This window comes from Affinirhizobium helianthi (genome assembly GCF_042680945.1).
GTDB lineage: Bacteria > Pseudomonadota > Alphaproteobacteria > Rhizobiales > Rhizobiaceae > Neorhizobium > Neorhizobium helianthi.
This window is the reverse complement of sequence record NZ_JBHUEQ010000026.1, coordinates 233,195-248,278: the sequence shown is the minus strand read 5'-3', so window position 1 is coordinate 248,278 and position 15,084 is coordinate 233,195. Positions and strand designations below refer to the sequence as shown.

12 protein-coding genes are annotated in these 15,084 nt (G+C 57.9%); 5 read left to right on the top strand and 7 right to left on the bottom strand.

Annotation, left to right across the window (positions count from 1 at the left end):
• Window positions 1–275 precede the first annotated feature (275 nt).
• On the top strand, window positions 276–2,327 hold the full coding sequence (locus ACFSE1_RS15610) for a methyl-accepting chemotaxis protein (RefSeq protein ID WP_377403253.1): 2,052 nt from the start codon (window positions 276–278) through the stop codon (window positions 2,325–2,327).
• A 295-nt stretch (window positions 2,328–2,622) separates the two neighbouring features.
• Here ACFSE1_RS15610 and ACFSE1_RS15605 read toward each other — a convergent pair whose 3' ends face one another.
• From ACFSE1_RS15605 to ACFSE1_RS15585, 5 genes are all read right to left on the bottom strand, one after another.
• On the bottom strand, window positions 2,623–3,183 hold the full coding sequence (locus ACFSE1_RS15605; RefSeq protein WP_377403251.1) for a sarcosine oxidase subunit gamma: 561 nt from the start codon (window positions 3,181–3,183) through the stop codon (window positions 2,623–2,625).
• A complete protein-coding gene (locus ACFSE1_RS15600; protein ID WP_377403249.1) occupies window positions 3,176–6,133 on the bottom strand; it encodes a sarcosine oxidase subunit alpha in 2,958 nt (985 codons plus the stop codon). Before ACFSE1_RS15600 ends, ACFSE1_RS15605 begins: the two co-directional genes overlap by 8 nt.
• Entirely contained in the window at window positions 6,130–6,456 is a 327-nt protein-coding gene (locus ACFSE1_RS15595; RefSeq protein WP_377403247.1) for a sarcosine oxidase subunit delta, read from the bottom strand. The genes ACFSE1_RS15600 and ACFSE1_RS15595 overlap by 4 nt, the downstream gene beginning before the upstream one ends.
• 10 nt (window positions 6,457–6,466) lie before the next feature.
• A complete protein-coding gene (locus ACFSE1_RS15590) occupies window positions 6,467–7,720 on the bottom strand; it encodes a sarcosine oxidase subunit beta family protein (RefSeq protein WP_377403245.1) in 1,254 nt (417 codons plus the stop codon).
• A gap of 177 nt (window positions 7,721–7,897) precedes the next feature.
• Entirely contained in the window at window positions 7,898–8,878 is a 981-nt protein-coding gene (locus ACFSE1_RS15585) for a zinc-binding dehydrogenase (RefSeq protein ID WP_377403243.1), read from the bottom strand.
• A gap of 297 nt (window positions 8,879–9,175) precedes the next feature.
• Between ACFSE1_RS15585 and rpsU the strand changes: the two genes are divergently transcribed.
• Together rpsU and ACFSE1_RS15575 are read left to right on the top strand one after the other, a co-directional pair.
• Window positions 9,176–9,403, top strand: a complete 228-nt coding sequence (gene rpsU / locus ACFSE1_RS15580; protein WP_071004399.1) for a 30S ribosomal protein S21 — start codon at window positions 9,176–9,178, stop codon at window positions 9,401–9,403.
• A 205-nt stretch (window positions 9,404–9,608) separates the two neighbouring features.
• Window positions 9,609–10,412 (top strand): tetratricopeptide repeat protein, encoded by an 804-nt coding sequence (locus ACFSE1_RS15575; RefSeq protein ID WP_377403335.1) that lies wholly within the window; start codon window positions 9,609–9,611, stop codon window positions 10,410–10,412.
• Window positions 10,413–10,591: 179 nt separating this feature from the next.
• Here ACFSE1_RS15575 and ACFSE1_RS15570 read toward each other — a convergent pair whose 3' ends face one another.
• The gene (locus tag ACFSE1_RS15570; RefSeq protein WP_377403241.1) at window positions 10,592–10,816 is read right to left on the bottom strand and encodes an aa3-type cytochrome c oxidase subunit IV; all 225 of its coding nucleotides are present in this window, start codon (window positions 10,814–10,816) and stop codon (window positions 10,592–10,594) included.
• A gap of 305 nt (window positions 10,817–11,121) precedes the next feature.
• Here ACFSE1_RS15570 and ACFSE1_RS15565 point away from each other — a divergent pair, with 305 nt between their 5' ends.
• Window positions 11,122–11,691 carry a TRAP transporter small permease subunit gene (locus ACFSE1_RS15565; protein WP_377403239.1) on the top strand — a complete coding sequence of 190 codons (570 nt, stop codon included), beginning with the start codon at window positions 11,122–11,124 and terminating at the stop codon, window positions 11,689–11,691.
• Window positions 11,684–13,552, top strand: coding sequence for a TRAP transporter large permease (locus ACFSE1_RS15560; protein ID WP_377403237.1), 1,869 nt, complete (start codon window positions 11,684–11,686; stop codon window positions 13,550–13,552). Before ACFSE1_RS15565 ends, ACFSE1_RS15560 begins: the two co-directional genes overlap by 8 nt.
• A 214-nt stretch (window positions 13,553–13,766) precedes the next feature.
• On the opposite strand, the gene ACFSE1_RS15555 is transcribed toward ACFSE1_RS15560, so the two are convergent.
• Window positions 13,767–14,873, bottom strand: coding sequence for a TRAP transporter substrate-binding protein (locus ACFSE1_RS15555; protein WP_377403235.1), 1,107 nt, complete (start codon window positions 14,871–14,873; stop codon window positions 13,767–13,769).
• Window positions 14,874–15,084 lie beyond the last annotated feature (211 nt).

The following is a 15,084-nucleotide window of genomic DNA, read 5'->3' as shown; positions in this document are numbered from 1 at the left end:
ACAGAAGTAAAATAAATATTATCAGAATTTTTAGTGAAAAATATATTAGGAATTAATATAAGAGCAGAGTGCAATCACACCCATTTACCTATAATATTGATCTTTTATGCAATAATCCTAATGCATTCATAGCGGGAATAGGCTGGAAGGCATGAACGTAGACTGCGAGAACCCTTAATCGCAATTTTAATAAAAATAAATATTTGGAATTGAAACGTTGCGAAGCTTAAACAATCGTCATCCTGTCGATAGCAGGCTAGATTTCAGAGGCTTCGATGCGCCACCTACCCATCGCCTACAAAATTCTTACAACAATTGCGATTCTCGGCATTCTCTCCCTAGTGATCGCTGCCTACACCGTCGTGCAAATGAAGAGGGTTGATACATCCTATACTACTCTCCTTGAACGGGAAGTCAGGGCAACTCTATCGACAGCACGCGCAAACCGATTCATGCAGGCCAGCCGGACGTCCGCGGTGGAGATGCAGATTACCACCACGCCTGAAGCCACCAACAGGGCCATGGAGGACTTCAAGAAAAATCGTGAAGCATTCATCGTCGAGGCGGACAAGGCTATCGCTTCCCTTCCTGATAATCAGGACCTCAAGGACTTGAAAATCAAGGGGCTGAACATCCTGGATGAAGTCTGTGGCAATGTCGTCAAGCTGGCTTATGCTGCAAAGACAGACCAGGAGAATCTCAATGTGCAGCGAATATATTTTGCAGAATGCAAGTCTGCATTTGATGCCTACTCAGCCTTGTCGGTCGAAGTTGTCGAAAAGCTCAACACTATCCGAAAAAATCGAAGCGAAGATCTGGGTGCACAAACAGATTCAACGGTAACAATTACCATCTCCGGCGTCATCCTTTCCATCGGCGGCGCCCTGTTGCTTTGCTACCTGTTCGTGCGCTCCCAGATAGTCAGGCCTCTGCGCCAGCTAGCAGAAACCATGAGCATCATCGCCAACGGCAACCTGTCTGCCGATGTAACGGAAACGGACCGCCGCGATGAAGTTGGCCTGATGGCCCGTGCATTGCTGTTGTTCAAGGAAAACGGCCTGAAAGCACGCGCGCTTGAGCAGGAAGCAGCTGATACGCGCAATCAAAGTGAGGCAGAACGCCTGCGCAACGCCGAAGCAGAGCGTGTTCGGGCCGGCCAGATGGCGGAAGCAACAGGCGGTCTTGCGGAAGGACTGCGCCATCTCGCAGAAGGGAACCTCACCTTCGAATTGTCCAAGCCCTTCGCCCAGGAATTCGAGGAACTGCGCGAAAACTTCAACCGCACGGTCAGCCAACTGCGCCAGACCATGAGCGCGGTCAGCGCCGCCACGGCTGCGATCGATAGCGGATCCCGTGAGCTTTCCACCAGCGCCAACGATCTTTCCAAGCGTACCGAACAGCAGGCGGCAGCCCTTGAAGAAACCGCCGCTGCGCTGGATCAGATTACTGCCAACGTTACGAGTGCCTCAAAACGGACCGAGGAAGCGAGAGATCTGGCAGGACAGGCCAATCGCTCGGCACGCCAGTCCGGCGAAGTGGTGGCGAATGCGGTCAACGCCATGGAGCGCATCGAAAACTCGTCAAGTCAGATTTCCAACATCATCGGCGTGATTGACGAGATTGCATTCCAGACCAACCTGCTGGCACTCAATGCCGGCGTGGAGGCAGCACGTGCCGGTGACGCGGGCAAGGGCTTTGCCGTCGTTGCCCAGGAAGTGCGTGAACTGGCGCAGCGCTCTGCCCAGGCGGCAAAGGAAATCAAGGATCTGATCCGCAATTCTGCAGAGGAAGTTGAAAACGGCGTTCGTCTCGTTTCGGCCACGGGCGAAGTGCTGAAGATAATTGAAGAGCATGTCATCACCATCAATTCGCAGCTGGATGCCATCTCGACATCTGCTCGTGAACAGTCGGTCGGATTGTCGGAGGTCAACTCTGCCGTCAACCAGATGGACCAAGTGACGCAGCAGAACGCCGCCATGGTGGAGGAAGCCACGGCAGCAAGCACATCGCTGGCGAGTGAAGCAGATCGCCTGCGCCAACTGGTCAGCCAGTTCCGCATCGATGCCAATGCGGGCGCCACCAGCTATGCCAATGCAGGTGCAACAAGCTATGCCGCCACGGGAACCGGTTCCACCCGTGCCCATGTCGTCACCAGCCCTTCCACTGCCAAACCTGTCACTGCGCGACCCCGCACAGGCGCAAAGCCCGCCCCCGCAGGCCGCAACCATGCCCCGGCAGCTTCGCCTGCTCGCAACATGGTCGGCCACGTCGCCAAGGCGCTGGGCCTGTCATCCGCGGCAGCACAAGATAGCTGGGAAGAATTCTAACGCCTCAGCAAAACCGTTTCGCGCAACGCGGGAAGCGGTTTTGCATCAGCCCTCGCGTGAAAACAAAGCATTGATGGCAACAGGGCTGCTGGCGAAAATGCTCGCTCAATGACAAGGCCCGCTCCTTCGAAAGAGGGAGCGGGCCTTGCTGCACAATCCGTTTGAATGGTGTCAGCAGATTGACTCCATTCCAGAGCATGTCAGAAATGCTCCATATCCTTGTTTCAAAGCAGTCCGGACTCAAAACCGCTCACGCACTTTTGCCGGACGTGCTTTCAAAGAGACCGACGCGGCTTTAAAGAGCCGCGTCCTCAGCCGCCTCACGCAGCAAGCCAAAGGCGTAGTCCGAAAAGGACCGCCAGCATTCCATGCGGAACTCTTCTTCGCCTGTCCGGAGCAAGACCACCTCGATCTTGCCGAACAGAGTGCGAGCACAGGCCCCGACAGGAAATTCTCTCAGAGAAAGATCCAGGAAGCAGCCACCGTTGATGGCAGTGGCCGCACCTGGTCCACTGACCAGAATGGCCGTATTGCGCTGCGACACATCTGCGGCGGAATGAACACTGCCGGATTTGGCCGCGTCAGCCATCAAGCCGTTGACGAGACCTGTATCGCCCTCGTCAATCACGAGCCACTCATCCGGCCCCAACCACAGAGCGGTGCGGGCTCCGGCAGATGCCGAAGTCCTCGGCTCTGTCGGCAGGGAGACGCCAAGCGCTGACGAAAGCGCAGCAATGGCATCTGCTCCGGCACGAAGCGCAATACGATGGGCCGGGGCAGCAGGCTCAAGCTTGACCGTGGCCGAGCCACCATGGAAGCCGGCAAGCGGCAAATTGCGGATGGCAAGATCAGCCATTGATACGGCCCCCTTCCTTGTCGAAGAACACCATGTCCGTCACGGTGGCTGCGATGGTCTTGTCTTTCATCGGGATGTACACGGTCTGGCCCATGCGTTCACGTCCCCCAGCCACCAGCGCGATTGCGATGGAACGGCCGAGATTTTCAGACCAATAGGAGGATGTCACATGACCAAGCATGGTCATCGGCTTCGGCTCGTTCGGATCGGCGACGATCTGGCCGCCCTCCTCCAGCACCTCGGTGGTGTTCTGCGTCAGCAGGCCCACCAGTTGCTTACGGCCTGTACGCATGAGGTCAGGTCGCTTCAAGCCGCGAATACCGACGAAGTCCGTCTTCTTCTTGGAGACAGCCCAGCCATAGCCCGCGTCGTCCGGCGTTACTGTGCCGTCCGTATCCTGTCCGACAATGATATAGCCCTTCTCGGCGCGCAGAACGTGCATGGTTTCCGTGCCATAGAGGCAGGCTCCCACGGCTTCGCCACGCTCGCGAATGGCCTGCCAGACAGAGGCACCGTAATCGGCGGGTACATTGACTTCGAAACCAAGCTCGCCGGTGAAGGAGACGCGGAAGAGACGTGCCGGAATCCCCATGACCGTGCATTCTGCAACGCTCATGTGCGGGAAGGCCTCATTGGAAAGGTCCACACCTTCCACCAGCGGCGCGATGATGTCCCGCGCCTTCGGCCCCTGAACCGCGATAACGGCCCATTGCTCCGTGGTCGAGGTCAGCCACACCTTGAGGTCGGGGAATTCCGTCTGGAGATAATCCTCCATGTGATGCAGAACACGCGGCGCACCGCTTGTTGTGGTGGTCACATGGAAACGGTCTTCTGCCAGACGGCCAACAACGCCGTCGTCATAGACGAAGCCATCTTCGCGCGTCATGATGCCGTAACGGCATTTTCCGGGCTTCAGGGTGTCCCAGGCATTGGTGTACATCAGGTTGAGGAACTTGGCCGCATCCGGCCCCACAACCTCAATCTTGCCGAGCGTGGACGCATCGAAAATGCCCGCCGTCTGACGAACCGTCTTGCATTCCCGGTTGACGGCCTGGTGCATGTCTTCGCCGCGACGCGGGAAATACCAGGCGCGCTTCCAGTTACCGACGTCTTCGAATTCCGCACCAGCTGCGACCAGATCCGCATGCAGCGGGGTCTTGCGGGCCGGATCGAAGAGATCGCCACGTGAATGGGCAATCAGCGTGCCGTAGGTGACTGGCGTATAGGGTGCGCGGAAGGTGGTGAGACCGACCTTGGGAATTTCCTTGCCCAGCATTTCTGCCGCAATGGCCAGACCATGCATATTGGACAGCTTACCCTGATCGGATGCCATACCGTTCGTGGTGAAGCGCTTGATATGCTCGATGGAATGCATGCCCTCGCGCACGGCAAGGCGAATATCCTTGGCCGTCACGTCGTGCTGGAAGTCCACAAAGGCCTTGACCGCTGTTTCCGGCCCGGCACCCTGTGCCGCGCCGATCATCCCGCCGGTCCAGGCATAGGTGCTCTCGCCCGACAGCCGAACCGAGCCGCCGCCCGCCTCTGCCGCTTCGAGCAACAGCTCGTTGATTTCGTCCGTGCCGTTGCAGGCACCGACGGACACGGAATTTTCCGCGTAGATATTCGGCAGGAACCGCTGGTTCTCGGCGTCGAACTTCAACTTGCCGCGCGATTGCGAGAAGAGATGGACCGAAGGCGTCCAGCCGCCGGACATCAAAAGCGCATCCACCGGGATCTTGCGATGGTTGGTGGAGCCGTTGCGGGCAACCGTCATCGACGAAATCCGCAGCTTGCCAGCCGTATCGACCACGGAATAGCCCGTCAGCACCTCAATGCCGAGCGTGCGGGCAACAGAAAGAAGCTGCTCGCTGGGGCGCGTGCGGCAATCGACGATCGCGACCACGTCCACGCCCGCCTTCTTCAGATCGAACGCCGCCTCATAGGCACTATCATGCGCCGTATAGACACCGACGCGGGAACCGACAGCCACACCATAATGGTTGAGATACATGCGAGCTGCAGAGGCCAGCATGATGCCCGGACGGTCGTTGTTGGCAAACACCATGTGCCGCTCGATGGCACCCGTCGCCATCACCACCTTTGCCGCGCGCACCTGCCACAAGCGTTCTCTCGGAAGAGACTTGTCAGGACGCGGCAAATGATCCGTTACGCGCTCCACAAGGCCGATGAAGTTGTGGTTGTAGTAACCGAAAACCGTCGTGCGCGTCAGCACCCGAACATTGGGCATGGCCTTGAGCTTGGCCAGAACGGATTGAGCCCATTCATAGCCCGGCTTTCCGTCGATCACCGTCGAAGTATCGAACAACAGAGCGCCACCGACATCGGCACGCTCATCGACCAGGATGACTTCCGCGCCGGTTTCAGCGGCAGACAGCGCTGCCGTAAGACCTGCAGCACCGGCACCCGCCACAAGAACATCGCAATGGGCGAAGCGGTTGGCATAGTGGTCCGGATCCGCTTCTTTGGGCGCGCTGCCGAGGCCCGCCGCGCGGCGGATCATCGGCTCGTAAAGCTTGGCCCAGGCCTCACGCGGCCACATGAAGGTCTTGTAGTAGAAACCTGCCGCAAAGAAGGGCGAAAACAGATTGTTGATGCCGCCAATATCGAAACTCAGCGACGGCCAGCGGTTCTGCGACTGGATAATGGCACCGTCGAAGACTTCCTGCACACTCGCGCGCACGTTTGGCTGACGGCGTGCACTGTCGCGTGCCACATCGATCAGCGCATTCGGCTCTTCAGGACCGGCGGAAAGAATGCCACGCGGGCGGTGATATTTGAAGGAGCGGCCCATGAGATGCACGCCGTGAGCGAGCAGCGCAGACGCAACCGTATCACCCTCCAGTGCGGTGTAGCTCTTGCCGTCGAAGGTGAAGCGAGCCTGGCGGGCAGGCGTCAGACGGCCTGCACCCTTAATACGATAAGAGGTCATGCCGCACCTCCTTCACCCGCTTGCGTGCCGGCTGGCTCGGTTCCTGGAACCGGCTGGCGCGGAAGCCCTGTCTCGTAGGTGAGCAGAAACTTGTCGCTGACCGTGTCTCGAATGGCATTGAAGAAACGGCCGCAGCCATGGATGTGGCGCCACCGCTCCCAGGCGATACCCTTGGTATTGTCGCGCATGAAGAAATATTCCGCAAATTCTTCGTCGGTAATCTCCGCAATGTTCTGCGGTCTGGCGATATGGGCTTCACCCGCCCAGCGGAACTCGAGTTCGGATCGGTTCTGGCCACAATAGGGGCATTTGATCAACAGCATCGTCTTCCCCTCAGTGTGCAACGGCGGCAGCGGCCGCTTCATCGATCAAACGTCCGGTACGGAACCGGTCCAGCGTCAAGCCCTGTGCCAGCCGGTGAGGCTCGCCCTTGGCAATCAGCCATGCAAACAGGTTTGCAGACCCCGGAGTCGCTTTGAAACCACCCGTTCCCCAGCCGCAATTGACAAAGAGGTTCGGCACGGGCGTCACGCTCTGGATGGCGGAACGATCCGGCGTGTTATCCGTGATGCCACCCCATTGGCGCATCATCTTCACGCGACGGAAAATCGGGAACAGCTCGCAGATGGCATCCAGCGTATGGGTGATGATCTGCAGGCCGCCAGTCTGGGAATAGGAATGATACTGGTCAGTACCCGCACCGATCACCAGCTCGCCCTTATCCGACTGCGAAATATAGGCGTGAACGGTGTTGGACATGACGACGCAAGGGAAGATCGGCTTCAACGGCTCGGAGACAAGCGCCTGCAGCGGATTGCTGGTCAACGGAACGCGCACATCAGCCATCTGCATGATGACCGATGAATGGCCCGCCGCCGAAACACCGACCTTCTTGGCACCAATGAAACCACGGCTGGTTTCGACGCCAATGACCTCGCCGCCCGGCCCGCGGCGGATGCCGGTGACCTCGCAGTTCTGGATGATATGTACACCGCGATCCGAAGCGGCGCGGGCATAGCCCCAGGCAACCGCATCGTGACGCGCCGTACCGCCGCGCCTCTGAAGCGCCGCGCCATTGATCGGGTAGCGCGCAGTGCTGGAAATATCGAGCGGAGGACAGAACTTCTTTGCCTGCTCCGGCGTCAGCCATTCGTTATCGATGCCATACAGCCGGTTGGCATTGATATGCCGCTTGAAGCTCTGAACGTCGTGAATGTTGTGGGACAACATCATGACGCCGCGCGGCGAATACATGACGTTGTAATTGAGATCCTGGCTCAAGCCTTCCCAGAGTTTCAGGGAATGCTCATACATATCCATACTCTCTTCGTAGAGATAGTTGGATCGAATAATCGTGGTGTTACGGCCTGTATTGCCGCCACCGAGCCAGCCCTTCTCGATCACCGCGACATTGGTGATGCCGTGCTCCTTGGCCAGATAATAGGCCGCACCGAGACCGTGGCCGCCACCCCCGATGATAATCACATCGTACGACGCACGCGGTTCAGGAGAAACCCACTGTGGTTCCCAACCCTTGTGGGCGCGCATGGCCTCTCTGGCCACCGCAAAGACCGAATATTTACGCATCTATGCCTTCCGCTCCTTCAGGGTGGGGACCCTGGTCCCACCCCGGCCCTTCAAGCCTTGCATGAAGCATAGAAATCGCAAATCGGCAGGCGTCGCAATGGCTGTTTTGCGACGCATACATGCACCTGTTTCGACACACGCAATTTTGTTTGAATTCGCGCGCCATACCTGCCGCGATCAGGAGAGTTTCAACAGCACCTTTCCCTTGCGCCCTTTTGCACCAGCCGCCTCCATTGCAGAGGCCGCATCCGCCAGCGGAAACACCTGATCCACCTGCAGGCGCAGATCGCCGGACGCAGCCCCCGCCACGAGTTCACCCACAAGGCGCCGCATCTCATCGGGCTGCATCGCTTCCATCAGCTTGGCCAGCCAGAAGCCTTTGACTACCGCCTGCTTGAAGATCACGTCGGCGGCTGAAATTCTCATCGGCTCGCCGGACATGACACCAAAGGAGATGAGTTGACCACCCTCTCCCAAAAGAGACAAAAGATCCCCGGAGGCATCACCACCCACGCCGTCGACGCCAACAGCAATCGGCGCACCGCCGGTCAAGGCTTTCACCTCATCCTTCCAGCCATCGCTCTCGGTCGAGATCACATTGTCGATCCCAAGCTCCTCCATCTCGGCTATGGCATCGGCACGGCGCACAAGATTGATGACGTGAACCCCGCGTGGCTTTGCCAGCTGCGCCACCACCTTGCCCACCGCGCCATTCGCTGCGTTCTGGATCAGCCATTCACCCTCGCTTATGCCTGTAAACTCCAGAAGCTTCAAACCGCTGAGAGGCATGGCGATCAGTTGTGCCGCCGTCTCGTCGTCGATGGAATCGGGCAGCGGCACAGCGGAAGAGCCCTTGCCGATGGCATAGTCGGCCCAGGCGGCCTTCAAGCCACTCAGCGCAATCCTTTGCCCAACATTCAGGTGATCCACACCCTCTCCCAGGGCATCGACAATACCCACGCCTTCACTGCCTGCGCCGGCGGGCAATGGCGGCTTGTATCCATATTGCCCGGATACCGTCAGAAGATCGTGGTTATGGATAGGAGACAACAGCATGCGAAGGCGCACCTCGCCCTTGCCCGGCTGCGGAACATCCCTTTCCTCAACCCGCAAAACTTCCGCAGGCTTTCCGAATTGCGAATAAATCAATGAACGCATCTTCATCTCCTTATCTTCTCATGAAACCAGAGGCATATGAGTCTCCGGTGGATAAAAGGCAAATTACAACCCGGCCCAGCCCCTGCGATCATGGTATAAAATCGCTCTGGGCCCCCTGTATCCGGTGGGTTTTGCGCTTTTTCGCACAGGCCATGCAGGAGGCCGCTAGACTTGGGCAAAGCCTTCTGTTATGTGCCTTCACCAATCGCATGGCTGCGCGCCATGGAAACCTATTGTTTCGCCTTCGGCCAACGCCGTCTGGCGGCTAACTCGAAAAACCAAAGGAACGGGATTCACGTGCAGGTACTTGTCCGCGACAACAACGTCGATCAGGCTCTCCGCGCTCTTAAGAAGAAGATGCAGCGCGAAGGCATTTTCCGTGAAATGAAGATGCGCGACTACTACGAGAAGCCTTCCCAGAAGCGCGCTCGTGAAAAGGCAGAGGCTGTTCGCCGCGTTCGCAAGCTTGCCCGCAAGCGCGCTCAGCGTGAAGGCCTGGTTGCAGGCGGTCGTACCGGCCGTTAATTGGCCGTTTTTTCGACGTTATTTCGTGATGTAAGGGCGGGGGCGAGTTTTCGCCGCCGCTTTTTTTGATTGCCGGACAACTCCTGACTGATACGAGGACCTGCGCCTGATGGCCGCCAAGACCGCAGCAATTTCGCATGAATTCCACGCAGTAACCGTTTTCCAGCAGAACACGCGCCGCCTCCGGTCGGGCGTGGCAGGCTCCATGCTCCTGCTCGCTGGCCTGGCGCTGGCCGGATGCCAGACGACGAATACCAGCTCGGATGTTTTCCGGCTGGACCGCGCGCAAGGCTCCGAGCAAAACATTTCCTCCCTGTCTTCGGTTATCCAGCAGAATCCGCAGGATCCAGAGGGCTATAACGTGCGTGGCGCTGCCTATGGACGCGCAGGCGAGTTCAAGCGCGCCGTCGACGACTTCAACCGCGCAATCCAGCTGAACCCACGCTATTTCCAGGCCTATGCAAACCGCGCCCTCGTCTATCGGAACATGGGCAAGCCGGTCGATGCCGTGAACGACTACAACACGGCTTTGCAGATCAACCCGAACTACGATGTGGCACTCATCGGTCGCGGCAATATCTATCGCCAGGCCGGGCGCACCAATGAGGCCTTCAATGACTTCAACCGTGCGATCCAACAGGATACCACGGATGGCCGCGCCTATCACGGGCGGGGTCTGATCTACCAGCTGCGAAACCAGCATGCACAGGCAATCGAGGACTTCTCCAAGGCAATTTCGCTTTCGTCGGGTTCGCCCGAGCCTTACAATGGACGCGGCGTTTCCTATCTCGCGCTGAATGACGATGAAAACGCCTTCGCAGACTTCAACCACGCAATCGATCTGAACGACAAGATTGCGGAATCCTGGGTGAACCAGGCGCTGGTCTATGAGCGTCGGGGCGACCGGGCGCGGGCCTTCAAGTCCTATAACCACGCCGCGCGGCTCGATCCGAATTACAAGCCGGCCCAGGATGGCGTTGCCCGCACGCGCAGTGGCGGCGGCGCATAGGTCGCAGACTACGTTTAGAGCAAGTCCAGCAAAACTGCGTCAGTGGCTTTGCTGGAAGACTGAGTAAGAACAGATAGAGCGAGCATTTCCGGCGATCCCGTTTTGATCGGGAATGCTCCAGCCCATAAGCAAAGAGCCCGGTCTATGCCGGGCTCTTTTCGTATCGACTGTCAGACATATCAGCGCAGAAGGTAAAACCCGGCTGCATTGAGAATGACGAAGAGAAGCAAACCGCCCAGCAGGCCACCGCCGGCAAAGAAACCGCCCAGCATGGCCAGAAGCAGGACGACCACCATCATCGTTCCCCATTTGCAAGCAGCAAGAAAGCCGTCATAGGTCTTCTCGTGTTCGCGATAATCCATCGGCGCACCCGTTTCGACCGGCCCTGCGTTGTGATCCTTCATGTCCCGTCTCTCCCCATTCGGCGGCGCGGCCAGAGATCCCACGCACCGCAATCCTCGTCATAGGAAGATGGCTACACAAAAAGGCGGCAAAGCGCAATTGTGCTTCGCGCTGGAAGAGCTGCACACAAGGGGGCCGGATGCCTGTCGTTCTGGTAAAATCGCCGCCCGCCTTTGACCGACATGCTGCAAATCTTCAAAACTGAAACAAAATGTTGGAAGCACCCCTGCATCGCCTTTGGTAGCGTTGCGCGATTTGTCGTATTTGTCCTAAAACAAAGGCAAGAATAAAGGGTGGGGGAACTCTCATGACGTTACTTCTTGCTGTGAGCCGCGCAATCGACGCGGTGACCAGCTTCATTGGCCGCTGGGTGTCTTGGCTGCTGCTTGCGGCAGTTCTGATCAGCGCGGGGAATGCCGTCATCCGCAAAGCGTTCGACATCTCGTCGAATGCATGGCTGGAAGTTCAATGGTATCTCTTCGGAACCGTTTTCATGCTCGCGGCAGCCTACGCATTGCTGAAAAACGAACATGTGCGGATCGACATCCTCTCGTCCAGATGGAGCAAGAGAACACGCGACATCATCGATCTCGCGTTGCACATCATCTTTCTGGTGCCCTTTGCGGGCCTGATGACCTATCTCGCCTGGCCTTGGTTCTGGCTTTCCTTCCAATCCGGCGAAGTCTCGTCCAATGCTGGCGGCTTGCCAATCTGGCCAGCCAAACTGGCGGTTCTCGTCGGTTTCGCCCTTCTCTTGGCACAGGCTTTCTCCGAGATCATAAAGCGCTTTGCCATCGTGACAGGCCGCATGGTCGATCCACACGAAGAAGCGCCTTCCGATGCTGCAGCCCCGGCTGCGGAGGTGGCCCATGACTGAGCTTATCCATATTGTCGCACTGAACCTGCCGCTGGTCATGTTCTCCACCGTCATGCTGATGCTTCTGCTCGGCTATCCGGTGGCCTTCACCCTTGCAGCTGGCGGGCTTCTCTACTTCCTCATCGGCGTTGAGCTTTCGCATATCTCGCCGGATATCCGGCTGTTCTGGCCCCTGCTGCAATCGCATCCCGAGCGCATTTACGGGATCATGTACAATGACACGCTGCTCTCGATCCCCTTCTTTACATTCATGGGGATCATTCTTGAGCGATCAAGAATGGCAGAAGACCTGCTCGATACCATCGGCCAGCTCTTTGGTCCGGTGCGCGGTGGTCTTGCCTATGCGGTGATTCTGGTGGGCGCACTGCTTGGCGCAACCACAGGCGTCGTCGCCGCCTCCGTCATGGCCATGGGCCTCATCTCCCTGCCGATCATGATGCGCTATGGCTATAATCGCCCGCTGGTGTCCGGCACGATTGCAGCCTCCGGCACACTGGCACAGATCGTCCCGCCATCGCTCGTGCTCATCGTCATGGCCGACCAGCTGGGTCGTTCCGTCGGCGATATGTATGTCGGCGCACTCTATCCGGCATTGATGATCGTTTCGGCCTACTGCCTTTACATCTTCGCCGTCACCATGGTGAAGCCGGAATGGGCGCCTGCACTTCCGCAGGAAGCCCGGACGCTCGGCAATGGCGTGACATCTCTGTTCGTCATGATCGCGATCGCGGTTGCTCTCTACTATGTCGGGCTGCACATCCTGTTCCTCGGCATACAGAGTGAAGAATGGCGCTTGGTTGCGGCGCTCGCCTTCGCGGTTTTCGCCGTTTATGTGGTGGCGCTGATCAATGGTCGTCTGGACAAGAAGATCATTTCCCGTTTGGCCGAACAGGTCATCATCGTTCTCATTCCGCCGCTCGCACTGATCTTCCTTGTTCTGGGCACGATCTTCCTCGGCATTGCCACGCCGACCGAAGGTGGGGCCATGGGGGCGACAGGTGCGCTGCTGCTCGCTCTGGCGAAGGGCCGCCTCACGCTCGGCTCCATCAAGACGGCACTCGATGCGACAACGCGCCTTTCGGCCTTTGTCATGATGATCCTCATTGGTGCGCGCGTCTTCGGCCTCACCTTCTATGGCATCAATGGCAATGTCTGGATGGAGGAGCTTCTTCTCGCGCTTCCGGGCGGGGAATACGGCTTCCTGATCGTCGTTACCATTATCGTCTTCATTCTGGGCTGCTTCCTCGATTTCTTCGAGATCGCCTTCATCATGGTGCCGCTGCTGGCGCCGGTTGCCGACAAGCTGGGCATTGACCTCGTCTGGTTCGGCATCATTCTCGGCATCAACCTGCAAACCTCGTTCCTCACACCACCCTTCGGCTTCTCGCTGTTCTTCCTGCGCTCGATTGCGCCAGCCGGAAACTGGGTGGACAAGGTTACCGGCAAGACCATGCCGGGCGTGAGGACAACCGAGATCTACAGGGGCGTTTTCCCTTACATCATCATCCAGTTCATCATGATTCTGGTGGTGATCGCCTTCCCCGGCCTCGTCTTGCACTACAAGACCGACCAGCCGGCCGCGACCCCATCCGATGTGCAGATCCAATTGCCGGGCATGGGAACGACAGGGGGAGACGCACCATCCCTTGGTCTGCCTCCTCTGGGAACACCGGGCAGTGACGGTTCTGCGCCACAATTCGGGCTGCCACCCTTGAGCTTCGGCGGCGACAACCAACCAGCACCGCAGAACAACGCTCCGGCTTTGGGTCTTCCGCCAATGGAAGGACTTCCCGGCCAGAGTCCGGCAGCACCGGCCCCGCCGCAGCCGGATCTCAGCCAGCCACCCAAAATCAATCCCTGACGCAAAAGAGCCCCGACCGGGGCTCTTTTCACATCCATCTATGGCAAGCTACAGCATGTCGCGCAAAAGTGTGCCGGTTTTGCGATGACGACATGCGTAAAAACAAGAAGTTAAAGCACGTTGCATGAGGCTGATAAGCCGCAACGTGCTTTAAACATAACAAAAATGCCCCGGAGCATGCGTTCCGGGGCATTGTATTGCAATGAAAGAAAGCTCAGAGCTTGCCGTTGCGCTGCTGGATCATCATGAAGGTGTCATAGGTGTATTCAGAAAGCTGCATCCACAGGTAACCTTCCTTCTTGAAGGCGGCCTGATCGTCATAAATCTTCTTGAACCACTCGTTCTTCGACGAAATATCCGCATACACTTCCTGGGATGCGTTGAAGGCCGCTTCCAGGATCTGCTGGCTGAAGGGACGAAGCGTCGTGCCAGCCGCCACGATCTGCTTGATCGCTGCCGGGTTCTTCATGTCGTACTTTGCCATCATATTGGTGTTGGCGAAGGTGCACGCATCCTGCAACACAGCCTGATAGGCCTTCGGCAGTCCCTCGAACTTTTCCTTGTTCATGAAGGCGTGGATAACCGGGCCGCCTTCCCAGAAGGCCGGATAGTAGTAGTACTTGGCGACCTTGTAGAAGCCGAGCTTGTAATCGTCATAGGGGCCGACCCACTCCGCTGCATCGATCGTGCCCTTTTCCAGCGACGGATAGATATCACCGCCGGCGATCTGTTGCGGCACAACGCCGAGCTTCTCGACGACGCGGCCCGCAAGGCCCGCGATACGCATTTTCACGCCCTTGAAGTCATCGACCGTGTTGATTTCCTTGCGGAACCAGCCACCCATCTGCACGCCGGTATTGCCCGCCGCAAAGCCAATCAGGCCGTGTGTGGCATAGAACTCGTTGAGCAGCTTGGTGCCATTGCCTTCATAGAGCCAGGAATTGGTCAGGCGCTGGTTCGGGCCGAAGGGAATGGCCGTGCCGATGGCGAAGGTCGGATCCTTGCCCACATAGTAATAGGAGCAGGTATGGCACATTTCGACCGTACCGGCGGAGACGGCATCCGCTGCCTGAAGGCCAGGAACGATTTCACCTGCCGCAAAGGTCTGAATGGTGAAGTTGCCATCGGTCGCGGCGGCGACATGCTTGGCAATGTCTTCCGCGCCGCCCCAAATCGTGTCCAGCGATTTCGGGAAGGACGAGGTCAATCGCCAGGTGATCTTTGGCGTTGATTGAGCGATGGCGGGTGCTGCAAGGGCAGTGGCCGCAGCAGCGCCGGTACCTGCGGCAGCGGCCTTTTTGAAGAATGAGCGACGATCCATGAATTACCTCCCGTTATCCTTGGCCAGACAGTCTCTTTCCCCTCTGTCGGCTAGATATTGAAGTAACCATGCCGCCTTGTTCGTGGCAAGCAGAGGGGCTGTAAATCTTCCCTCAAAGATAGACATTCCACCCTATGACTTTCGTCTAAGATGAATAACGGATGCCCGCAGAAAACGAAGAGCAAGGCTTGTGTCTTGACTTGGGCATGTC